Genomic DNA, 22,181 nt, shown 5'->3' on the forward strand with positions numbered 1-22,181 from the left:
ACTATGTAACCATTAATCAAGAACATTTAAACTGGTAAGGCGAGTTGTTTTGTAAAGTTTTTAATGATGCTTGCAGTTGCACCCCAAAGTAAACCATGTGGGGTATTGTAACCATATAAAATAATGGTTTTACCAAAACGCTGAAAAGGCAGGGGCTGCCAATTAGCCTCGTTAGTTAAATCACGCAGTGGTAATAAAAAACTAGCTTGTACCTCATTATGATCGTTCTCCCAAATAGTGTGTTTATTAAGCATGCCAACAAAAGGGCTAATGTTAAAGCCGGTGAGTGTTGAGTACAAAGGTAATTGGCCAAATACTTTAACATTACTGGGCGTAATATTTAGCTCTTCATGTAGTTCACGCAGGGCAGTAGTGCGAAGCGTAATATCACTTGCTTCAAACTTACCACCGGGCAAGCAAATTTCACCGGGATGATGGTGCAAATAAATAGGGCGCTTACACAGTAAAATATGCGCATGATCATCTACATCAATAAGCGGCAACATGACTGCGCTGGCACGCTTTTTAGGGGTATCTATTCCTTGATCTGGCGCTGCCGTAGGGCTTAACTGAAACCGCGCTATAATGTGTTCACTATTCAAAGCGACCTACTGTTATTTATAATAATGGAAGTATTTTATTTACTTTATCGTATGTTTCTTGATATTCCAATGCAACTTTAGAATCAGCTACTATGCCACCACCGGCCCAGCAGTGTATTTGTTGAGCGTGGCATACTAAAGTGCGAATAGTAATGCTGGTATCCATGTTACCACAAGCACTTAAATAGCCTATTGAACCACAATAAATACTGCGACGATGCGGTTCAAGTTCTTCAATAATCTCCATTGCTCTCACTTTAGGCGCGCCAGTAATCGAGCCCCCAGGAAATGCTGCAGCGAGTTGATCAACCGCCGTTTTACCCTCTGCCAATGTGGCAGTAACTGTACTAACTAAATGATGCACCGCCGGAAAGCTCTCAATAGCAAATAATGAGGGCACCTGTACCGATCCTGGTTTGGCTACTTTACCTAAATCGTTTCGTAATAAATCAACAATCATTACATTTTCGGCGCGATCTTTGGCAGAGTTTGCCAATAATTGTGCTTGCTGGGCGTCTTGCTGCGGATCCGCTTTTCGCGGTAACGTGCCTTTAATCGGCTTAGTTTGCACTTGATTATCGCTTACTAATATAAAACGCTCCGGAGAAATAGACAAAATTGCGCCTTGCGGATGGTTTATAAAGCTAGAAAACGGCGCTTTATTCGCTGCTGTTAATTTAACGTAGGCAGCCCAAGGCGAGCCTTCATATTGGGCACTAAAACGTTGTGCTAAATTTATTTGATAGCAATCGCCTGTTTTTAAATAATCTTCAATTACGGCAAATTTTTGCGCATAATCAGCGCGGCTCATATTAGATTGCCACGCAGTTTTAAGTGCAAAGCTAGGCATAATGGCAGGTTGTGCTAAATACTGCTGATAAAGTGCTAAGCGATTAACCTTAGGCTGGGCAATATAAAACCAACTGTTTTGTTGTTTATCGTATATGAGTGCATCTAAGTACAAGCCAACGGCCATTTGTGGCAAGTCTATATCGTTTATAGCGCTACTTGGGAGGTTTTCAAGTGTGCGGCCTAAGTCATAACCCAAATAACCCAGCCAGCCACCACTAAAGGGTAGGTTGTTGGCCGCTTTGTTGTTATTAAGTTTTAGCAGTTCGCTGTTCATTATTTCAAAGCAGCTTCTTGCATCGGGTTGGTTATTTAAAATACTGAGGTTGTTTTGTACTTCCAGTGTGCTTTTGGGCTCGATGGCAATAATATCAAAACGACTGTCTACATGCTCACTATTGGCCGAATCGAGTAAAATGGCATAAGGCAAGTGGGCAAAATGCGCAAATACATCAATACAGCTTTGTGTTATGGCTAATTTTATACAATTATTTTTATTGTTTAGCATTTACTACCCCTTTAAGAACTGGCTCGAAACGGGCGAGGAGGGTATCATAAGTCAAATTTTTTTGGCAGCGTTTAGTTGCTTCCCAAATTAAAAACAGTGCAAACCACCGTCACCGGTTTGATATAGCTTACGCGACACCGCGTAACGGTAACTTAAGGAACCACTATGAGTACAATCCGTCAGCAAGACTTTATAGATAGCATTGAAGATGCTTTGCAGTATATTTCCTTCTATCATCCCCTTGATTTTGTTCAAGCGCTTGAAAAAGCCTATAACAAAGAACAAAGTAAAGCAGCAAAAGATGCCATCGCACAAATTCTAATTAACTCGCGTATGTCGGCTGAGGGCAAGCGTCCGCTTTGCCAAGACACAGGTATTATTACCTGTTTTGTTAAAGTAGGTATGGATGTTAACTGGGATAAAACCGATTTAACCGTTCAACAAATGGTTGATGAAGGCACACGCCGTGCATACTTAAATCCAGACAACCCGCTGCGCGCCTCTATTGTTGCAGACCCTGCAGGTACTCGTAAAAACACCAAAGACAATACCCCTTCAGTTGTACATATAGATTTAGTAGCGGGCGGTAAGGTTGAAGTAATGGTAGCGGCTAAAGGCGGCGGCTCTGAAAACAAAAGTAAAATGGCTATGTTAAATCCATCTGACGATGTGGCAGAATGGGTAGAAAAAACGCTACCTACAATGGGCGCAGGCTGGTGTCCGCCTGGCATGCTAGGTATAGGTATTGGTGGTACGGCTGAAAAAGCGGCAGTAATGGCTAAAGAGTCGTTAATGGATCCGGTAGATATTCATGAATTAATGGAACGCGGTGCAGAAACCACAGAAGAAAAGCTACGTTTAGAAATATTTGAACGTGCTAATAAATTAGGTATTGGCGCACAAGGCTTAGGCGGTTTAACAACGGTTGTTGATGTTAAAATTAAAACAGCACCAACGCATGCAGCGTCAAAACCGGTCGTGATGATCCCTAACTGTGCGGCTACTCGCCACGTACACTTTACCCTTGATGGTTCAGGCCCAGCAAACCTAAAAGCACCTAAGTTAGAAGATTGGCCACAAGTAACCTTTGAAGTGGGCGAAGGCACACGTCGTGTTGATTTAAATACCTTGACCAAAAAAGATGTGCAAGAGTGGAAAATGGGTGAAACTGTTTTACTTTCGGGTACTATTTTAACGGGTCGAGATGCCGCGCATAAGCGTTTGCAAGACATGATCAACTCAGGCGAAGGTTTACCTAAAGGCGTAGATTTTGATAATAAATTTATTTATTACGTAGGCCCAGTAGATGCTGTACGTGACGAAGCAGTTGGCCCAGCGGGTCCGACAACGGCTACGCGTATGGATAAATTTACCGATATGATGCTAGAAAAAACCGGTATTGTAGGCATGATAGGTAAAGCAGAGCGTGGCCCTGCTACGGTTGAGTCTATTAAGCAGCATAAGTCAGTGTACTTAATGGCAGTTGGCGGCGCGGCGTATTTAGTATCTAAAGCAATTAAAAAAGCACGTGTTGTTGCTTTCGAAGATTTAGGTATGGAAGCCATCTACGAGTTTGAAGTAGAAGATATGCCGGTAACAGTCGCTGTTGATAGCGAAGGTGCTAATGCGCATACGCAAGGCCCTGCAATTTGGAAAGCTAAAATTGAAGAGCTAGATAGCAAGCTAAAGTAATCTAACTTACTAATATACAAAGCGAGCCCTGTGCTCGCTTTTTGTTTAACTTAAACTAAGTAACCTGATCTCTGGATAATAAAGCTATCTCAAGCAGCTATTTTCAGCGCTAACTGCGTTGAATTCACTTGCAATAGGCCAGCTATTGACGCGTGAATTCGTCTTGTTTTCACTGAAAATCTCTGGCTAGAGAAAATAAAGATAACTATGATTCAATACGTTAGTAAATCTCTTAACCAGAGTTCAGGTTAAATAACCTGTTCTACTCCCCGTAATTTAATTTGCTTAGCAAAAGAGTGAACAGCTCTGACCAGTTCTCTTAAACCACCCCCTTTATAAGGCAAACCTATGTAGCATAAGCGTTTGCATATTATGCTTGCGTGTAATTTAAACTTTACAGTTATTAGTTGCGTTACGTTCACGTAAGCGTAAACCTTGCGGTGTTTGTTATTTTTAGCTTTTAATACTTGATTGCTTTACCTTTGTGGAATTTTTATGTGCACTTACCATTAAAGCTGGCTATTTAATTCAATGCTGTTTTGCGCTTGGGTTTATCCTCTCGTGGTATAGCGAAGCGTTATCCGAAGTGATAAAGTCTCGGCAATTTCATGCATGCATACCCTTTAGGGTTAACTATTTCGGAGTATTTAAAGTGGTTGTGTTTAATCAAGTTGAATTTGATAACCATGAACAAGTGGTTTTTTGTACTGATAAAGAGTCGGGTTTAAAAGCAATAATTGCGGTACATAATACTAACCTAGGTCCGGCAGTGGGCGGATGTAGAATGTGGGATTATGCAAATGATGAAGATGCAGTTTACGACGTGCTGCGTTTATCCAAAGGCATGACCTATAAAAATGCAGTTGCGCGCTTGCCATTTGGTGGCGGTAAATCTGTGATTATTGGTAATGCTAAAGAAATTAAATCTGAGCAATTATTCCGTGCTTTTGGTCGTCAATTAGAGCGATTAAACGGCAGCTACTATTCTGCTGAAGATGTAAATATCAACTGCGACGATGTTGCAATGATGAACAAAGAAACCAGTTATGTACTTGGCCTTGAAGGCAAAAGTGGTAACCCATCACCATTTACAGCATACGGTACGTTTTTAGGTATAAAAGCGGCATTAAACCATCAGCGTGGTCATCAAAACTTTGCTGGTATTAAAGTAGCAGTACAAGGGTTAGGGACTGTTGCTTATACTTTATGTAAGCATTTGTCAGAGGCGGGCGCTGAGCTATATGTTACTGATATTAACCAAGCAGCAATTGACCGTGTTGTTAATGAGTTTGGTGCTACAGCCGTTGGCATTGACGAAATTTACGATTTAGACGTAGACGTGTACGCACCTTGTGCACTAGGTGCAACTATAAACGATGCAACTATACCGCGCCTTAAAGCTACTATAATTGCAGGCTGTGCCAATAACCAGTTGGCACAATCGCGCCATGGTGAAATTATTCGTGAGAAAGGTATTTTATATGCACCAGATTACGTAATTAACGCCGGTGGTATTATTAATGTTTATTATGAAACGCTACCAGAAGGGTACAGTGCTGCTGCGTCAAATAAACATGTTGAAGGTATTTTTGATACCCTAACTGAAATTTTTGCGCGTAGTGAAAAAGAGCAAAAATCTACGCATTTAATTGCTGATGAGCTTGCACAAGAGATCCTTAAAAACGGTCTTTAATCGGCTAAATAAGTTAACCGTAAATATTAGGGCGTGCAATTGCACGCCTTTTTTTTGTTTATACGTTAAACTTAATTTTTTATTTTATGTGTTTATTTATCTATGTCTTCTTCGCCTGTTTCTATGCAGCCTATTGATTTTGATAGCTGGCCCCGTAAACAACATTTTGAGTTGTTTAAACACTTTTCTCAACCTTACTTTAATGTGTGTGTACAGCTAAACGCGAAGGCCTTATATAATTACTGTAAAGCGCATCAGCTGTCTTTTTTTCAGGCCTATACTTATGCCACACTTAAAGCGTGCCATGCGTACCCGCCAATTATGCTGCGTATTATTAATGATAAGCCATGGCTACTAAGTAACACCCGCGCTAGTGTGGTTGAGCTGGCAGCAGATGACTCGTTCAGGTTTAGTTACTTTAGTGATAAGGCCAACTTTACTGAGTTTGCCGTGCATGCCAGCGCAGTTAGTTTTAATGCTAAATCGCAGCCTTTATTTTCTGACGCCTTTGCACAAACCGAAGGGCAGGCCGACTTAATTCATATTTCGGTATTACCTTGGCTAAATTTTAGTGCTTTTTCGCATGCGTTTAGTGAAGGGAAATGTTTAGGGATCCCTAAATTTGTATTTGGTCAGCTTAATAAACAGCAGCAAACTATGCCCTTAGCTATTGATGTACATCACTCTTTAATGGATGGTTTACACGTAGCAAAGTTTATAAACATTTTACAAGATACATTTGATAACTTTTGTAAAGATTAGTTAATGAAATGCTACTGCAGGCTGTGGTAGTATTTTCTTAGTTTAGCTGGTTTTGGTTGGTTTTTAATCACTTAGGATTGCGTTAAATTTAGTGGGTAATACTAATTAATCAATAATAATTATAAAGGTCGCAGTGATGAAGCATTTAGGGATTTTATGTGTATTTTTCGTCATGTTCACGTGTCAGGTGCAGTCACAAACTCGTTTACCTTTAAGTGATTATTTTTTTGAAACATGGAATACCCGCTCAGGCCTGCCTCACAATAGTATTAATAGCTTAGCGCAAACTCAAGACGGTTATTTATGGATAGCAACATGGGAGGGTTTAGCGCGCTTTAATGGCCAAGAATTTAAACTATTTACTCGCGCTGAAATAAATAATCTTCCCGACTCAGGGCTTCGTGCACTTACTCCTACCGATGACGGCGGCTTATTAATAGCCGGTTCAAGAGGTGGTATCAGCTTATATCAATATAGACAGTGGAATACTCAGCCGAGTGCCTCAGCTATGGTTAATCACATAATTAAAAGTAACGATGACGGGTTTTGGCTGGCATTAGAAAACGATGGCGTATTTTACCGCGGGGCTAATAGTAAACACGATCAGGCCATTGTTCATAATGTTAGCGCCTATCGTGTGCTCGAGGATGCCAATGGCGTTATTTGGGCTGCTACTAGCGATGGTTTATATAAAATTGTTGATCAGCAAGCAAGCTTAATAACAGCCGATGATGGGCTACCCAATGCAGCAGTTTATACTCTACTACTTACTCGCCAAGGGAAATTAATTATTGGCAGTGAGCGCGGCGCTTATATTCTCAAAGACGCAGTATTTACTGCCATCCATCCACAGCTTAGTGTCGAGTCTATTTCTAGTTTATTAGAAGATAACCACGGTGATTTATGGTTTGGCACTATTAATAAAGGTATTTTTCGACTCAGTGTGGCTGGGCTTGAGCAATTAGATGCGAAAGGCGGACTCCCTGCTAATAGAATATTGTCTTTATTACAAGATAGAGAAAACAGTATTTGGGTGGGCACTAATGCCGGGCTGTTTAGATTAAGGGAGGCGCCATTTACCGCCTGGACTACTAAGCGGGGTTTAGCTGGGGATTACGTGCGAACGGTATTATCGCACTCCGATGGTAGCTTATGGGTAGGGAGTAGTGCCGGCCTTAACAAAATTAAAAATAATAATGTAACTCAAATAGAAGGTGCTAAAGAAGGTTCTCCCTATTCGGTATTGAGTTTACTGGAGGGCGAGGATGGCGATGTATGGATAGGCACTTATACATCGGGTGTATTAAAGGTCAGTAATAATAAAATAACGCCTTATTTAAATCGTAGTAATGGCCTTGGGAGTAACGAAGTAAGAGGGCTATTACTCGATTCCAAACAGCGATTATGGATCGGCTCTGCTATGGGGTTAACGCGAGTTGAAAAAGATGGCTCATTAGTGCAATTTACCAATGAAAAAGAGCTGCCTAGCGGTTTTATTTTAGCACTCAGTGAAGATAACAAAGGCAATGTTTGGATTGGCACCGGCAATGGGGTTGTGGTGTTTAATATACTAACTGAGCAATTTAGTGCTATAAGCTTTCCAGCGCAATTTGCTGCCGAGTATGGATTTGGTTTTTATTTTGATGACGACTACACATGGATGACGACAGATCGTGGATTAATGCGCTATGAGCACAGTGCAGGCAAAATGGCTATTTTAGGGCGGGAGCAAGGGCTGCCAGTCGATAAGTTATTTCAAATTGTGGCTCATAAAGATTCATTTTGGTTATCGAGTAACCGCGGGGTTATTCAGGTTGATCGCCAGCACGTTAATCATGTTCTTGATGAAAAACAAAAAAATATAAATATTCCACTCGTATTTCAACTTTATGACGAGGGCGATGGCATGCTCAGTGCACAAGTTAATGGCGGCTCGACCCCATCAGCAACAGTGCATAAAGATGGCACCATTTGGTTTGCTACTGCAAAAGGAGTAAGCGCGCTAAAACCTGAGTTATTGCAAGCATCAAGCAAAGTAGATTTGCCTACTATGATTGAGAGCTTTAGCGTTAACGGCAGAGCAACAGCGCTCCCATTAGATGGTGAAACAGTATTATTGCCGCCTAATGTTTCAAGATTATCTTTTCAGTATGCGGGTTTGAGTTTTATTATGCCGCAGCGTTTAAGTTTTCAAACACAGTTAGAAGGTTTTAATAAAGAGTGGGTAAACCGCCAGCACATGACAGGTGCAGAATACACCAACTTACCTGCAGGTAAGTATACGTTTAAGGTGCGCGCCGGTTATCCAAATACACAATGGCAGCAAAATGAGCAAGAAATTCGCTTTGTAATTCAAGCACATTACTGGCAAAAGTTGAGCTTTAAATTAATGCTGTTTTTTACTTTTTTAGTCACTATATATGCTATTTATAAGTACCGCTTATATCATTATAAAAAAGTAGAGGCAGAGCTAACTAAACGAGTAGAAAAGCAAACACAGGACCTTCAAGAACAGGCAAACGCCTTTGCTTATCAAGCCACTCACGACCAACTTACTGATATGCCAAACCGGCGCGCTTTCGATAGTTGGTTAGCAGCAAATTTTGCCACTTATAAGCAGCAAAATAAAATATTAGCTATTGCTATCATGGATATAGATCACTTTAAGCGGGTGAACGATGGCTGGTCACATATTGTTGGCGATAAAGTTATTTGTGAAATAGCCAAAATACTCAAATCGCATTGCGAAGGTGAGCAGCAAGTAGCTCGCTGGGGCGGGGAGGAATTTACCTTAGTGTTTCCTAACAAAACTGCAGCAGAAGCAAAACTCATGTGTGAACTATTACGGGAAGAAATTGCAAATAACGATTTTTCAGTAATTGCTGCTGGGCTGCATCAAGTAACCGCGAGTTTTGGTGTTTCTGATTCTAATAATATAGACGATTACGACCGACTTTTATCAGGAGCCGATCAGGCATTATACAAAGCCAAAAACGGTGGCCGTAATCGCACCGAAATCATGTAATTGAAAAGTGCCTCAGTCGCACACATATAGAGAGTATACATTGAGCGAAGGCATCAGCATGATAAATGGATTGTTAATTGTTATCTTAATTATTTTTGTGGTTATTTTTTGGCGTTGGCCAGCTATTCAAAATAGATTATGGCAACGTAAATATAAAACTCTTGAGCTTAATTCGCAGCAAAAAGATATTTTACTGCGTTGTATGCCTATTTATAAAAAAATGACCGATGCTGATAGAGCAAAGTTAGAGCGTCATATTATGTGGTTTTTAAGTGAAAAGCGCTTTGTAGGGTGCGATGGCTTAAAACTAACAGGTGCAATGAAGCTAATTGTAGCAGCCGATGCCTGCTTGCTTGTGCTCAATAAACCTTGGCCACTTTACAAAAATGTAAAAGAAATACTCCTCTATCCAAGTGCTTATTATGCGCCGCAGTTAACGCGTGATAGCGCTGGCTTAGTTAGCTATCATAATGCAATTAGGCTAGGTGAGTCGTGGCCAGGTGGTACATTAGTACTCAGTTGGCACGACGTTCTTGAGGGAAATAGATTACCCAGTGATGGCCATAATTTAGTGTTTCATGAATTTGCGCATCAGCTAGATCAAGAAACCGGCAAAACAACCGGTACGCCGTTACTTAAAACAGCAGCCGAGTATAAAGAATGGGGGCGTGTATTTAGTCGTGCCTTTAACCAGTTAAAAAGTCATGTTGCTTATAGTATGGAGCATGTTATTCATAGTTATGGCGCGACTAATGAGGCTGAGTTTTTTGCGGTGATCACCGAAACCTTTTTAGAGAAGCCGGCAGAACTGCGCCGATATGACCCTGAAATTTATCGCTTGCTGGTGGACTATTATCAATTTGACCCTATAGTCTGGCATTAATTTACGGCATTTCATCTTATAACGCTGGCAACTTGTCGGCGTTTTTGTTGCAATCATGTAAGAGAGTTACATAGAGCAACAATAATAAGTGAGAATTGCATGAAAAAAATGCTGCAAACGGTGCTAGCTTTATCTGTGTCATTGGCACTAGGCAACGCACAAGCCCAACAAGACGATGAGCCAAAATGGCAAGTAGATTCACCCAAAGGGCAATTTGTAGATGCCACCATTAGTGTTGATCAAGGCACATGGATGAACCTAGATATTAGCCCTGATGGTAAAACACTGGTGTTTGATTTGCTTGGCGATATTTATACTATGCCAATAAGTGGTGGCAGTGCCACACAACTTACCTCAGATATTGCATGGCAAATGCAACCGCGCTTTAGCCCAAATGGTAAACACATTGCTTTTACCTCAGATCAAGGTGGCGGCGATAATATTTGGATTATGGATTTAAACGGCGAAAACCAAAGTGCAGTAACCGACGAAACCTTTCGCTTATTAAACAGCCCTGCATGGAGTCCTGATGGCGACTACCTAGTTGCACGTAAACACTTTACCGCAAGTCGCTCATTAGGGGCAGGCGAAGTATGGCTTTATCATAAAGCGGGTGGTAAAGGAGTACAGCTTACCAAGCGAGCTGACGATCAAAAAGATTTGGGTGAGCCGATGTTTTCGCCCGATGGTCGTTATGTGTACTTTTCGCATGATGCAACACCAGGTAAAACCTTTCACTATTCAAAAGACTCTGTAGCGGGAATTTATAAAATAAAACGTTACGACCGTGAAACCGGCGAAATTGAAACGGTGATTAGTGGCATGGGGGGCGCAATAAGACCAACCCCCTCACCCGATGGTAAAAAGCTTGCTTATATAAAGCGTGACGACTTTCAAACTAGCCTGTATTTATACGACTTAACTAGCGGTGAGCACACTAAACTGTACGATAAGTTAGAGCGTGATATGCAAGAAACTTGGGCTATTCATGGTGTTTACCCCACGATTGCTTGGACGCCAGATAATCAACAACTGGTATTTTGGGCTGGTGGCACAATACATAAACTCGATGTTAGCGATAAATCGGTAGAAACCATTGCTTTTAAAGTACAAACCACTAAAAAAATTCAAAAAGCAGTGCGTTTTACTCAAAACCTCGATACTGATGAGTTTGATGTAAAAATGCTGCGTAACGTACAAATTAGCCCCGATGGTGAAACGGCTATTTTTGAAGCGTTAGGACACATTTATAAACGTGATTTAGAATCAGGTAAAATTAAGCGTTTAACCAAACAAACCGATCATTACGAGTTATTTGCGCAGTACTCGCGCGATGGCAAAAAAATAGTGTACACCACGTGGGACGATAACGAGCAAGGTCAAGTACGTGTGGTTTCTGCGAGCAGTGGCCGTGGTGACACCATAACTGAGCAACCGGGTAAGTACGTTGAGCCTACCTTTAGCCCAGACGGTAAAACAGTGGTTTATCGCAAAGCCACCGGTGGCAGTATTTTAAACCCTAAGTGGTCACTAAACCCAGGAGTTTACAGCGTAAGTACTAAAGGCGGCAAAAGTGAGTTAATTTCAAAAAATGGCTATCAGCCACAGTTTGGCGCAGCTAACGATCGAGTGTACATCATGAGCCCGTGGCCAAAACCAACGCTGAGTGTAGTAGAGCTTGATACTAAAAAAGTGCGTAAGCTTTACGAATCTGAGCATGCCACCGAATTTAGAGTATCGCCAGATGGCCAATATCTTGCGTTTGCTGAGCGCTTTAAAGTATTTGTAACACCGTTTGTAGAAAACGGTAAAACGCTTAATATTAGCCCTACAGACAACCAATTTCCTATTGAGCAGTTATCTGTTCGTGCGGGAGAAAATATTAGCTGGAGCGCTAATAGCAATAAACTGTATTGGACTTTAGGTCCTGAGCTTTATCATGCCAGCCTTGAGGGTATGTTTGCTATTAATAAAGCTGACGATAAAGACTTTAAAGTAAAAAGTGGCGATAACATTAGTTTTAGTAAAAAAATGGCTGAGCCAAAGGGCATGATAGCTCTAACGGGCGCTAAAATTATTACTATGGATGGCGAAAAAGTTATTGAAAATGGTGTGATTATCACCGATGGTAAGCATATAAAAGCCATTGGTACAGCCGCTGAAGTAAGCATTCCCAAAGGTGCTAAAGTAGTTGATGTAACGGGCAAAACGATTATGCCGGGGATAGTCGACGCCCACGCACATGGCTCGCAAGCAAGTGATGAAATTATTCCACAACAAAACTGGAAAAACTTTGCAGGGCTTGCATTAGGTGTAACTACAATTCACGACCCATCAAACGACACCTCTGAAATATTCACCGCCAGTGAAATGCAAAAAGCAGGCATGATAGTTGGCCCACGTATATTCTCTACCGGTACTATTTTGTATGGCGCCAATATGCCAGGGTATACCTCGCATATTGACTCGTTAGATGATGCTAAATTTCATTTAGAGCGTTTAAAAAAGGTTGGCGCGTTTAGTGTTAAATCGTACAACCAACCACGTCGCGAGCAACGCCAGCAAGTAATAGAAGCGGGGCGTGAACTGCAAATGATGGTAGTACCCGAAGGTGGCTCATTACTACAACATAACCTAAGTATGATAGTAGATGGGCATACAGGCATTGAGCATTCAATTCCGGTAGAGCATATTTACGACGATATAAAACAGCTGTGGTCACAAAGTGATGTAGGTTATACACCAACGCTTGTTGTAGCCTATGGCGGTATTTGGGGCGAAAATTACTGGTACGATAAAACGGATGTGTGGAATCACCCACGGTTAAGTAAATTTGTGCCTAAAAACCAATTATTACCGCGCTCAATGCGCCGCGTTAAAGCACCCGAGCATCACTATAACCATTTTAACAATGCCCGCGTAGCTGCTGAGCTGCAAGACCTAGGTGTACTAGTTAACTTAGGAGCGCATGGCCAACGTGAAGGTTTAGGTGCGCACTGGGAAATGTGGATGTTTGCCCAAGGTGGCATGACCCCACTTGAAGCAATTAGAGCCTCTACACTCGATCCAGCTAAGTACTTAGGGCTAGATAAAAACGTCGGATCGCTAGAAGTAGGTAAACTTGCTGATTTAATGGTAATTGATGGCGATCCGCTAAGTAATATCCGCGACTCAGACAAAATTGACTACACCATGATCAACGGCCGCTTATTTAATGCCGCAACTATGGTTGAGGTGGGTAAAAAACAGCGTAAACCACTTTATTTTGAAAACAACAAATAACATTTAAAGTTAGAGTTTAAATAACGTTAACGCATTTAAAAGCGGCTAACTTAGTGTTAAGTTAGCCGCTTTTATTAGGCATAAAAAAACCGCTTAACGCGGTTTATTTTAAAATCACATTAGGATGTTAAACAACACCGCGCGGTAAACGGCAATCGTGCTCTTTACGCGCTAATTCTACAATCCAAAACTCTTCAGCTGTATAACCGTCTTCATTTTCGGTAACAACAGTAAATGGTGCTTTTTTCTGTGCTTTAGCAGGCGCAGCCACTTTAGTTTTTTTCGTTTTAGCAGTTTTGCCAGAAGTTAACTTTTTAGTTAACTCTGCTACATCAGCTAGGCGTAAATTTTTGCCGCCATCGATGCTGTACCAGCCTGGTTTTGTAGTGATTTCAGGTTTTTTACCGTTGGCAGCTTCATACGCTGATTCAAAGGCAGATAACACTGCTGTTTTGTCTAGTTTGCTCATTAGAGACCCTATACGTTGTTAACACAGATAAAGAAGTCCTATTTATACCTATTTTAAAAGTGTTTTTCAATTTTTTGCGATTTTCCTTCCATTTTAGCTCATAAACAGCCAAAATTTGCACAAAATTCAGTGTTAAGTAAGGTAGCTTGTATGCAACGTCGAGAATTTAACCAGCTGTTAAATGACATTTTAAAACCCCACACAATTAATGATTTTTGCCCAAATGGCCTACAAATTGAAGGCAAAAATGAAATTAAAACCATAATTACTGGTGTTACTGCAAGCCAAGCACTGATTGATGCTGCAATAGAAAAAAATGCTGATGCAATATTAGTGCACCATGGTTATTTTTGGAAAGGCGAATCGCAACCAATTACAGGTATGAAAAAACGCCGCATTGGTGCGTTATTAGCAAATGACATTAACTTATTTGCTTATCATTTACCGCTCGATATACATCCGGTACTTGGTAATAACGCACAATTAGCACTGTTGCTAGATATTGAAATTGAAGCGGGTTTAGAGCCTGTTGCAAACAGCGTAGCAATGAAAGGGCGTTTAAAAACACCGTTAACGGGTGAAGAGTTTGCCAATAAAATAGCTCAAGTGTTAAACAGAACACCACTGAGCAGTTTAGTACGAACCGATAAAATAGAGACAATTGGGTTATGCACCGGTGGCGGGCAAGGTTACATTGACCTAGCTGCAGAGCAAGGCCTTGACGCCTACTTAACTGGCGAAGCCTCGGAGCAAACTATTCATAGCTCGCGCGAGCAAAATATTGATTTTTTTGCCGCAGGGCACCACGCCACAGAGCGCTACGGCATTAAAGCATTAGGTGAGCTACTCGCTCAAGAGCATGGTTTTGACGTCACATTTATTGACATAGATAACCCAGTATAAATAGTTAAAAATGCAATAAATATAAAATCATCATTAGCTCTCATGGCTTTGGTAAACAATACAAAAAACCATATTAATACATGTGTTAGTGAAGGTTGCGGCTGGGTGGTTTTTACTAAATACAAAGTGACAGGTAAAGCTTAAGCTATAAATCTTAAGCTACTAACCTATGCGGCTATTTTATATTTATGAGCTGCTTTAGATTTAAGTCGTGATCGCGTTTTTGAGGAATGCTTGAAGCCGTTTTTCTATAACTAGAAACTTTAGAGCCTCGAATATAAGTAATGAGAGGAGTCACTTTTGAGCGAAATGAAAATATTTGGTCTTTTTTTAATTACGGCTTTGGCAGAAATTATTGGCTGTTATTTACCATACCTTTGGTTGCGTGAGGGGAAATCGGTTTGGTTACTGGTTCCTGCAGCCCTAAGCTTGGCTATATTTGCTTGGTTATTGTCGTTGCATCCAGCCGCTGCAGGTAGGGTTTATGCTGCTTATGGTGGCGTGTATATTTTCATGGCTATTTTGTGGTTGTGGGCTGTTGATGGTATTCGTCCAACTACATGGGATCTTGTGGGGTCTGGTGTAGCACTTGTAGGTATGGCTATAATAATGTTTGCTCCACGTAGCGTATAACAATAGTATCAGAGGTGGTAGTTTCCATCACGGAAAATAAAAAACACCTATTTTAAGGTTTGTAATTGCAGCGTAGTTAGTAAAGCTGCACATATCCGGAAATTACCATGTCTAAATCAGTTCAACCGCACATTAAAAATGTAGCTCTAATCGTTAAAAGCTACGATGGTGCTATCGCGTTGTATACTAAAAAACTTCAATTTACACTCCTCGAAGATACTGATTTAGGTGGCGGGAAGCGCTGAGTTTAGGTTTATCTTCCCTATTCTAATGGTACGAATTTACTAGGAGCACAAACGAGCAGACACAAGCTGTTGGTAACCAAACCGGTGGACGTGTTTTCTTATTTTTACAGACCAACGATTTCTGGCGAGACTATGAGCTAATGAAAGCAAATGATGTTGTATTTAATGAAGAGCCATGAGTTGAAGAGTATGGCGCAGTAGTGTTTTTTCAAGACCTATATAGTAATAAATGGGATTTACTGCAACTCAACAGCACAACCAAATAGTATGCACTTAACAATAGACTATAGGAACAACAGCTGTTTTCACCATATACTTAATCTGGCAGCATCTAAGCCAATAAATTTAAAAAATTAAGAACCGATAAAAATTATGAGCACTGAAAATATTTCTCAAAAAACCGCTAGCTTATTCCCATGGCTGATTATGATCTTGATGTCGTCAGTGACCTTTGTAGGGATATTATCGGAGCTGATGCCCTCAGGTGTTATGCCTTTAATGATGGCCGATCTCAATATTAGTGAGATGCAAACAGGTAATTTGGTGGGCTACTACGCCATTGCTTCAGCGATATTTGCAATTCCGCTCATTTCAATGACGATGCAATTTAATCGCAAGCACTTACTGCTGATTTTGTTGAGTGGCTTTGCCGTTTCAAACATTGTGGTTGGGCTGATTGATAATTATAACGTTATTATTTTTCTTAGAATTATCGGAGGCATTTGTGCAGGTGTGATGTGGCCAATGATTGCAGCTTACGGTATGCGACTGGTAGATGAGGAACATCATGGCAAGTCTATTGCGGTTATTATGGCAGGCACCACGCTCGGAATTAGTCTTGGTATGCCCATAATGACCACTATTGGCAATGAATATGGCTGGCGAAGTGAGTTTATTGGCTTTGGGCTGGTTATTATTGCTATTGCAGTTATTAGCTTTTTTGCTTTGCCTTCTACGCCCGGTGAAAAGCTGAGCAAAAGCTCCTCACCTTTTGCGGTATTAACAAATCCAGCTGTACTAGTTATTCTTGTGCTTACCTTGCTTGGTGTAACCGCACATTATGGTGCCTATGTTTACATTACAAGCCTGGTTGAGGAAATTGGTTTAGCTGGTGGGATTGAAAGTGCTTTATTGTTTTTTGGTATAGGTTCGATGATTTCTGTTTTTTTAGCTATAAAACTTATCGATAAATACCTGCGGCTATTAACAATAACCATGTTTGCATTACTTATTGTTTCTATGCTCACATTACTAATGTTTGGCAAAGTAAAAGGTGTAGGGCATTTTGCTTTTTTTATCTGGGGTCTTTCATTTGGTCCCTTAGTCACTTTAATGCAGGCCGCCGTTAGCAGGCAGGTAAAAAATGCTAAAGATGTTGCTACTTCAGTTCAGTCCTCGGTATTTAATTTATCCGTTATGATCGCATCTTCTGTTGCTGGGCTGCTGCTGGGGATTTATTCACCTATGAGCTTGGTGTACTTTGCCGTTGCTTTATCTATTCCGGGTATTATTATCTCATTTTTTGCGAAAAAAACTTTAAGTAAAGTGTTTTAGAAAAACTTATTGATACTAAGAAAATAAAATCTATACAGTTAAAGTGAAGTGGCCAATTGAAAGGTAGTGTAACTAATATTACTCCCTCTAGTGCCGGATGATGATGGTTATAGTTATAGCTTGTTCATGCAGCAAAATGGCCTAAAGTGAGCTCCCTATGTATCTGCTTTAGCATTTGGAATTTGACTCTAAGCGCGATGGAAAGTCACTGCTTGTTGCTTAACAAAGTAATCAAAGCTGTCTTTGGTAAGTGCACTAACACGTGTAACTTTGTGGGATGTTATGTGGCGCATTGGCAAAAGTGTTATAAATTAACAAAACCGGACACCTATTTAAGTAATCCGGTTTAATACACTATTTGTAATTTACTGTGTTGAACTTACGTTAAAGTGCTTCTGGGTCTATCCAACGGCGCATGCTGATCCACGCTTTACCCACTACCTCATGGCTGTATTGTGTTACTACATGCAAAGCTTGGGCATTTGGTACGAGTTGTTTGTGCCAAGGTAATACAGCAAAGTTATGATAATCAGTTGCCGCTGTTATTACCTCAACACCTTGGGCGTTAAATAAATCTTTTGCGCGCGGCATATGTAAAACTGAAGTAACCAATGCCACTTTGTAGTCAACTAATGTGGGGGCTAATAATCTTGCTTCGGCTGGGGTATCCATAGCCGCTGGATTTTGCACTAAGCGATTTTTATTAATGCCTAAATTTATTGCTGTGTTATACATTAAGCTACTATTAGTGACTTTTTGGTATCCGCCGCCCGATACAATAAGTTGTGCATTTGGGTAGAGTTTGGCTAGCTTTATGCCTTCGACTAAACGAGTAAGTGCGCAGTTGCCAAGTTGGTTATTAGCACTTAAAGCCGTGTTGGGGTTAATGTCGCAACCGAGTACGACTATTTTGTCAATTTTTGGCTGTTTTAATGAATTAAATGCCAGTGCGGGTGACTCGTTATTTTTTATAATTAGGTTAGCAACCAGCGGTGTGCTGACTAAAAGCAGCGCCGCTAAGCTTATAAAAGATAAAAATAAAGCAGATCTTTTACCTCTAAATGCCAAAAGTAGCATAATAAGGGCAAATAGACCCAATAAAGGCAGTGGCATTAATAAACCACCCAATAATTTTTTAATGGCAAACATAATGAGTAATATAAAAAGCTAAGTTAGCTTTATATTACTCATGTGTAAGATGTTTATCGACCGTTATTTAACTTACAGGTATTTAAAAAGTGACGATAAACAGGGTTGTCTTTCATTTCTTTTTTCATCGCTAAATACATAGGGCGAGTTAAGCCTAATGCTCCTAGCGGAATTGACTTAATTAATCCTTGGCTTTCGTAAGGTGTAACCAGCCAGTCGGGTAATGCAGCCACGCCCATGCCCGCACTAACGAGTTGAAAAATAAGTAATCCCTGGTCAACTGTTTTAAGTGTGCCATCAAAACGGGCATTTTGAATAAAGTGTTTAAAAATATCTTGGCGTTCGCGCGGAATAGGGTAGGAAATAATAGTTTCGTTTTTTAAATCAAGCGCAGTTACATAGGCTTTTTTAGCAAGATCATGGTCGGGGGCAACAATGAGCTTTAATTTAAAGTCGAATAAATGGGCGTATTCTAGCTGGTCGGGTTCGCGTATATCTGAGGTGAGCACTAGGTCAAGTTCATCACTTAATAAATCAGGGATGGCGTCGTAGCTAAAACCGCGTTCGTAATCAATTTTTATATCGGGCCAAAAGTTATTAAATTCTTTAATTGTTGGCAATAACCAATGAAAGCACGCATGGCACTCAACACTTAAGCGCATTTGTGAAATAGGCTGGTTTAAACTTTCTTTTAAGCGGCACTTGGTTGCTTCTACTTTTGGTAATATTTCGTGGGCTAATTCAAGTAATAGCATACCTTGGGGGGTAAATCGTACTGGTTGGGTTTTTCTCTCGAACAATTGGCAGTCTAATTTGTTCTCTAAATCTTTGATTTGATGTGATAAAGCCGATTGCGTTAAAAATAACTCACGTGCGGTATTAACCAAAGATCCCGTTTCTTTTAAGGTAGCAATGGTTTTTAAGTGTTTAAGACCAATCATCTTTAAAAATTCTCATGAAAAAGGTGAGTTTAACTCAGAGTAAGCACATATTACGCTTTTACAAAAAACGTTTCAACGTCTAGAAGGCTGTTAATTGTGTTTTATTAGTAACCTCTATGCTTAACATTAAGTTTTTTAATCATGAAAGTCATTTTAAAATAGATTTGATGGGTTTTGCATGAGTTTAGCTCATGTTGGGTTTTGGTGTGATTACTAAAAATATTGTGGGCGAGCATGGATTTATTACAAAGGTTTGAAATGTTGATTACCCGAATGACACTGACCAAGTGTATTAGGATATTAATACAGCTAAGATGCCCAGTATTGCATGGATAAAAAGCAATTATTCACAAAGCAGCTAAAGCACCGGTTGCGCGTTTGTGGATAAATCCAGATTGTGGTTTAAAACCAGATCATGGGACAAGCACTTACCAACATGGTTAAAACAACCAAAGAGCTGCGTGAAGAGCTAAAGGTTAGATCTACACCTTAAAAATGTAGCTTACGTATATTACTTATATAAAAATAATCGTAAAAATAAGCCAGCAATAATTAGCTGGCTTTTTTATTATAGTGGGGCGCCGATTAGTAAAATAGCTTCTTGGGCTGTTACCGGTTTTGATTTTAAATAGCCTTGCCCGTAATTGCACTGCGTAGTTTGTAAAATAGCGAGTTGCTCAGCAGTTTCAATCCCCTCAGCAACCACTGCAAGATTAAGTGATATTGCTAGCGACAAAATAGCATCAACGAGTGGGTTGGCTGAGTCATGTAAGTGATCAATAAAGCTCTTATCTATTTTTAAAATATGAATAGGTAGCTGATGTAAGTAACCAAGCGCTGAGTAACCTGTACCAAAGTCATCAAGGCAAAGCTTTACTTTTAATGGCGATAAGCCTTCAATTATTTGCGTAGCTAAGTCTAAATTTTCGATTAACCCCGATTCAGTAATTTCTAAACACAAAGATCCCAGTGGGAGCTGATATTTATTATAAATAGCGTGAATTTGTGCCACAAAATCTAAACTGGCAAAGTGACGAGACGATACATTAACGGTGACTTTTAAAAACCGGTGTCCTTGTTGATGCCAAGTGCTAATTTGTTGTGCGGCTAAATCTAATAAATGTAAGTCTAAATTAATTATTTGCCCGGTTTTTTCAGCAATTGGGATAAAGTCATTTGGCGGTACAAACCCTTTACTGGGATGATGCCAACGAACAAGTGCTTCAAAACCGATTACTTCACATGTTGCAATGGTAAATATAGGCTGAAAATACAGCTCAAACTCATTGTGCTCTATACCGTGTTGTAAGTCGTTTTCAATATCGGCATGTGTTTTAAGCTTTTTGCGCATAATATTATTAAATAGCTTAACTTGTCCGCGTCCTGTCGATTTAGCTTCGTACATAGCTGCATCAGCTTGTTGCAATAAAATATAGGCTTTGTCGTTTTCGTTATCACTTAATGCTACGCCAATACTTGTAGATGCTTGTAATAGGTGGCCGTCAATATTAATTGGCTTTGAAAGGGCAAGTTGTATGCGTTTGAGCGCATCCGTTACCTGATTGCGGTGAGTGATGTTTTCCATAAAAATAGCAAACTCATCGCCACCTAAACGTGAAAATGTGTCGGTATTGCGCACCGTGCCTTTAATTAATTGGCATATTTTTATTAAAAAGTGATCACCAACTTCATGACCAAGTGAATCATTAATACTTTTAAAACGATCAAAATCTAAATAGAGTAAGGCGTGGCTAGTGCCTTTTTTTGCTCTTGCAAGGCGTAAAATAGCATGCTTAATTCGCTCAATAAGTAATGAGCGATTAGCTAGGCCAGTGAGGTCATCGTGCAGGGCGCGGTGCTCTAGTTCTTGGCGAGCTAATTGGCGATCAATCGCCATACTTATTTGTCGGCTAACATAGGTCAGCAGCGCATTATCGTGTTGACTGTAATGTAGCGCTTTATCGTAACTTTGCACTACTATAACACCGCTATGGCGATCGTTTACCCTAAATGGGACACCTAACCAAGATTCTGCGCGCCTACCCACCATTTTAAAATGCTGTTGTTCTACATGGTGTAAAAACTCACTATTAGTGAGCAGTAAAGATTGCTCCGTAACTAATAAATAATACGAGGCAGTATCTTTTAATTGCTCTTTTGAAATTTTTTGATGGCTGTTGGTTTTAATGCCTTCTTCAACAATATAAACAATATCTAACACGTCAATTTGTTTATCGTATAGCGCTATAAAAAAGTTATCGGCAGGGAGTAAACTATTAATAATTAAATGCAGCGATTCAAAAAAAACGTCTAAATTTTTAGCTTTATAAGTTAAGTTTGCAATTTGCAGCAGGCTATTTTCTAACTTTTGGGCATTATTTAATTGTAAAACCGTTGTTTGTAAGCTGTTTACCGTATTAACTTGGTTTATTTTGGCACTTAATAAGTGAGCAACCGTAGTGAGTATTTCGAGGTGCGAGTTAGTAAAGTAATTTTTAATTGGGTGCTCACAATCTATTACCCCTAAAACATGATCTTTGTATATAAGTGGAACACATATTTCAGATTGAGCAGGGCGCTCATCAGCAATGTAGCGGCTATCTTTGGTTACATCGCCAATCATGATTGCTTTAGCTGTGGTTGCTACATAGCCGGTGATACCTTCATCAAAGCGGATCACTTTTCTCTGTGCTTGATATTCTTTGCGCTCACTGGCAACGCCCATAGAAGCGGCTTGAATAAGCGTTAAATTGGCAGTATCAGCAAGATAAATAACACAATCAACAAAGCCAAGCCTATTAATCACTTGGGTAGTTACATATTCAAATAGCTCATCAAGCGTATCTAATTGCAGCAAGCTTGAGGAGAACTGATTAATTATACTCAGCTGATCGGTTTTAACTTCGAGCGCTGTAGTGATATCTACTTTGTTAGGCATAGCAAATAATGTAGTTCTTAGTTAAGTATAAATACGGGTACTAATTTAACATG

16 protein-coding genes and 1 pseudogene are annotated in these 22,181 nt (G+C 40.2%); 11 read left to right on the forward strand and 6 right to left on the reverse strand.

Annotated elements, in window-relative coordinates; translation table 11 throughout:
- Nucleotides 1-26: 26 nt before the first annotated feature.
- Together PNIG_RS06320 and pabB are read right to left on the reverse strand one after the other, a co-directional pair.
- Complete coding sequence (locus PNIG_RS06320; RefSeq protein WP_011327849.1) at nucleotides 27-602, reverse strand: NUDIX hydrolase; 576 nt, start codon at nucleotides 600-602, stop codon at nucleotides 27-29.
- A gap of 16 nt (nucleotides 603-618) precedes the next feature.
- A complete protein-coding gene (gene pabB, locus PNIG_RS06325) occupies nucleotides 619-1,959 on the reverse strand; it encodes an aminodeoxychorismate synthase component I (RefSeq protein WP_089368018.1) in 1,341 nt (446 codons plus the stop codon).
- 165 nt (nucleotides 1,960-2,124) lie between these two features.
- Between pabB and PNIG_RS06330 the strand changes: the two genes are divergently transcribed.
- From PNIG_RS06330 to PNIG_RS06355, 6 genes are all read left to right on the forward strand, one after another.
- On the forward strand, nucleotides 2,125-3,651 hold the full coding sequence (locus PNIG_RS06330; RefSeq protein WP_089368019.1) for a fumarate hydratase: 1,527 nt from the start codon (nucleotides 2,125-2,127) through the stop codon (nucleotides 3,649-3,651).
- A gap of 652 nt (nucleotides 3,652-4,303) precedes the next feature.
- Nucleotides 4,304-5,344, forward strand: coding sequence for a Leu/Phe/Val dehydrogenase (locus PNIG_RS06335; protein ID WP_089368020.1), 1,041 nt, complete (start codon nucleotides 4,304-4,306; stop codon nucleotides 5,342-5,344).
- A 123-nt stretch (nucleotides 5,345-5,467) separates the two neighbouring features.
- A complete protein-coding gene (locus PNIG_RS06340; protein WP_080516808.1) occupies nucleotides 5,468-6,106 on the forward strand; it encodes a chloramphenicol acetyltransferase in 639 nt (212 codons plus the stop codon).
- A 136-nt stretch (nucleotides 6,107-6,242) separates the two neighbouring features.
- Nucleotides 6,243-9,131: a ligand-binding sensor domain-containing diguanylate cyclase gene (locus tag PNIG_RS06345; RefSeq protein WP_089368021.1), complete on the forward strand. Its 2,889-nt coding sequence runs from the start codon at nucleotides 6,243-6,245 to the stop codon at nucleotides 9,129-9,131.
- Between the two features lie 58 nt (nucleotides 9,132-9,189).
- Nucleotides 9,190-10,014 carry a M90 family metallopeptidase gene (locus PNIG_RS06350; RefSeq protein ID WP_011327855.1) on the forward strand — a complete coding sequence of 275 codons (825 nt, stop codon included), beginning with the start codon at nucleotides 9,190-9,192 and terminating at the stop codon, nucleotides 10,012-10,014.
- 99 nt (nucleotides 10,015-10,113) lie between these two features.
- Nucleotides 10,114-13,296, forward strand: coding sequence for an amidohydrolase family protein (locus PNIG_RS06355; protein WP_089368022.1), 3,183 nt, complete (start codon nucleotides 10,114-10,116; stop codon nucleotides 13,294-13,296).
- Between the two features lie 127 nt (nucleotides 13,297-13,423).
- Here PNIG_RS06355 and PNIG_RS06360 read toward each other — a convergent pair whose 3' ends face one another.
- Nucleotides 13,424-13,765 (reverse strand): hypothetical protein, encoded by a 342-nt coding sequence (locus PNIG_RS06360; RefSeq protein ID WP_011327857.1) that lies wholly within the window; start codon nucleotides 13,763-13,765, stop codon nucleotides 13,424-13,426.
- A 150-nt stretch (nucleotides 13,766-13,915) separates the two neighbouring features.
- On the opposite strand from PNIG_RS06360, the gene PNIG_RS06365 reads away from it, so the two are divergent.
- The 4 genes and pseudogenes from PNIG_RS06365 to PNIG_RS06380 all read left to right on the forward strand — a co-directional run bounded on the left by PNIG_RS06365 (nucleotide 13,916) and on the right by PNIG_RS06380 (nucleotide 17,100).
- Complete coding sequence (locus PNIG_RS06365; protein WP_089368023.1) at nucleotides 13,916-14,668, forward strand: Nif3-like dinuclear metal center hexameric protein; 753 nt, start codon at nucleotides 13,916-13,918, stop codon at nucleotides 14,666-14,668.
- A 309-nt stretch (nucleotides 14,669-14,977) separates the two neighbouring features.
- Nucleotides 14,978-15,301: a YnfA family protein gene (locus tag PNIG_RS06370; protein ID WP_011327860.1), complete on the forward strand. Its 324-nt coding sequence runs from the start codon at nucleotides 14,978-14,980 to the stop codon at nucleotides 15,299-15,301.
- A 107-nt stretch (nucleotides 15,302-15,408) separates the two neighbouring features.
- A pseudogene (locus PNIG_RS19895) lies at nucleotides 15,409-15,812 on the forward strand (VOC family protein).
- A 106-nt stretch (nucleotides 15,813-15,918) separates the two neighbouring features.
- Entirely contained in the window at nucleotides 15,919-17,100 is a 1,182-nt protein-coding gene (locus PNIG_RS06380; protein ID WP_086993320.1) for an MFS transporter, read from the forward strand.
- Nucleotides 17,101-17,484: 384 nt separating this feature from the next.
- Here PNIG_RS06380 and PNIG_RS06385 read toward each other — a convergent pair whose 3' ends face one another.
- Nucleotides 17,485-18,249: a YdcF family protein gene (locus tag PNIG_RS06385; RefSeq protein WP_080516809.1), complete on the reverse strand. Its 765-nt coding sequence runs from the start codon at nucleotides 18,247-18,249 to the stop codon at nucleotides 17,485-17,487.
- Between the two features lie 53 nt (nucleotides 18,250-18,302).
- Nucleotides 18,303-19,190 (reverse strand): LysR family transcriptional regulator, encoded by an 888-nt coding sequence (locus tag PNIG_RS06390; protein WP_011327866.1) that lies wholly within the window; start codon nucleotides 19,188-19,190, stop codon nucleotides 18,303-18,305.
- A 378-nt stretch (nucleotides 19,191-19,568) separates the two neighbouring features.
- Between PNIG_RS06390 and PNIG_RS20145 the strand changes: the two genes are divergently transcribed.
- Nucleotides 19,569-19,634: a hypothetical protein gene (locus PNIG_RS20145; protein WP_231613568.1), complete on the forward strand. Its 66-nt coding sequence runs from the start codon at nucleotides 19,569-19,571 to the stop codon at nucleotides 19,632-19,634.
- Nucleotides 19,635-19,758: 124 nt separating this feature from the next.
- Here the strand turns inward: PNIG_RS20145 and PNIG_RS06395 are convergent, their stop codons facing one another.
- On the reverse strand, nucleotides 19,759-22,128 hold the full coding sequence (locus tag PNIG_RS06395) for a GGDEF domain-containing protein (RefSeq protein WP_089368024.1): 2,370 nt from the start codon (nucleotides 22,126-22,128) through the stop codon (nucleotides 19,759-19,761).
- Nucleotides 22,129-22,181: the final 53 nt, after the last annotated feature.

This window comes from Pseudoalteromonas nigrifaciens (assembly GCF_002221505.1).
GTDB lineage: Bacteria > Pseudomonadota > Gammaproteobacteria > Enterobacterales > Alteromonadaceae > Pseudoalteromonas > Pseudoalteromonas nigrifaciens.

What these genes read in the sequence shown, in the direction of transcription:
- PNIG_RS06360 (WP_011327857.1), bottom strand. Translation starts at nt 13,765, where the DNA reads ATGAGCAAACTAGACAAAACAGCAGTGTTATCTGCCTTTGAATCAGCG.
- PNIG_RS06390 (WP_011327866.1), bottom strand. Translation starts at nt 19,190, where the DNA reads ATGATTGGTCTTAAACACTTAAAAACCATTGCTACCTTAAAAGAAACG.
- PNIG_RS06330 (WP_089368019.1), top strand. Translation starts at nt 2,125, where the DNA reads ATGAGTACAATCCGTCAGCAAGACTTTATAGATAGCATTGAAGATGCT.
- PNIG_RS06340 (WP_080516808.1), top strand. Translation starts at nt 5,468, where the DNA reads ATGCAGCCTATTGATTTTGATAGCTGGCCCCGTAAACAACATTTTGAG.
- PNIG_RS06365 (WP_089368023.1), top strand. Translation starts at nt 13,916, where the DNA reads ATGCAACGTCGAGAATTTAACCAGCTGTTAAATGACATTTTAAAACCC.
- PNIG_RS06345 (WP_089368021.1), top strand. Translation starts at nt 6,243, where the DNA reads ATGAAGCATTTAGGGATTTTATGTGTATTTTTCGTCATGTTCACGTGT.
- PNIG_RS06370 (WP_011327860.1), top strand. Translation starts at nt 14,978, where the DNA reads ATGAAAATATTTGGTCTTTTTTTAATTACGGCTTTGGCAGAAATTATT.
- PNIG_RS06385 (WP_080516809.1), bottom strand. Translation starts at nt 18,249, where the DNA reads ATGTTTGCCATTAAAAAATTATTGGGTGGTTTATTAATGCCACTGCCT.
- PNIG_RS06350 (WP_011327855.1), top strand. Translation starts at nt 9,190, where the DNA reads ATGATAAATGGATTGTTAATTGTTATCTTAATTATTTTTGTGGTTATT.
- PNIG_RS06355 (WP_089368022.1), top strand. Translation starts at nt 10,114, where the DNA reads ATGAAAAAAATGCTGCAAACGGTGCTAGCTTTATCTGTGTCATTGGCA.
- PNIG_RS06380 (WP_086993320.1), top strand. Translation starts at nt 15,919, where the DNA reads ATGAGCACTGAAAATATTTCTCAAAAAACCGCTAGCTTATTCCCATGG.
- pabB (WP_089368018.1), bottom strand. Translation starts at nt 1,959, where the DNA reads ATGCTAAACAATAAAAATAATTGTATAAAATTAGCCATAACACAAAGC.
- PNIG_RS06395 (WP_089368024.1), bottom strand. Translation starts at nt 22,128, where the DNA reads ATGCCTAACAAAGTAGATATCACTACAGCGCTCGAAGTTAAAACCGAT.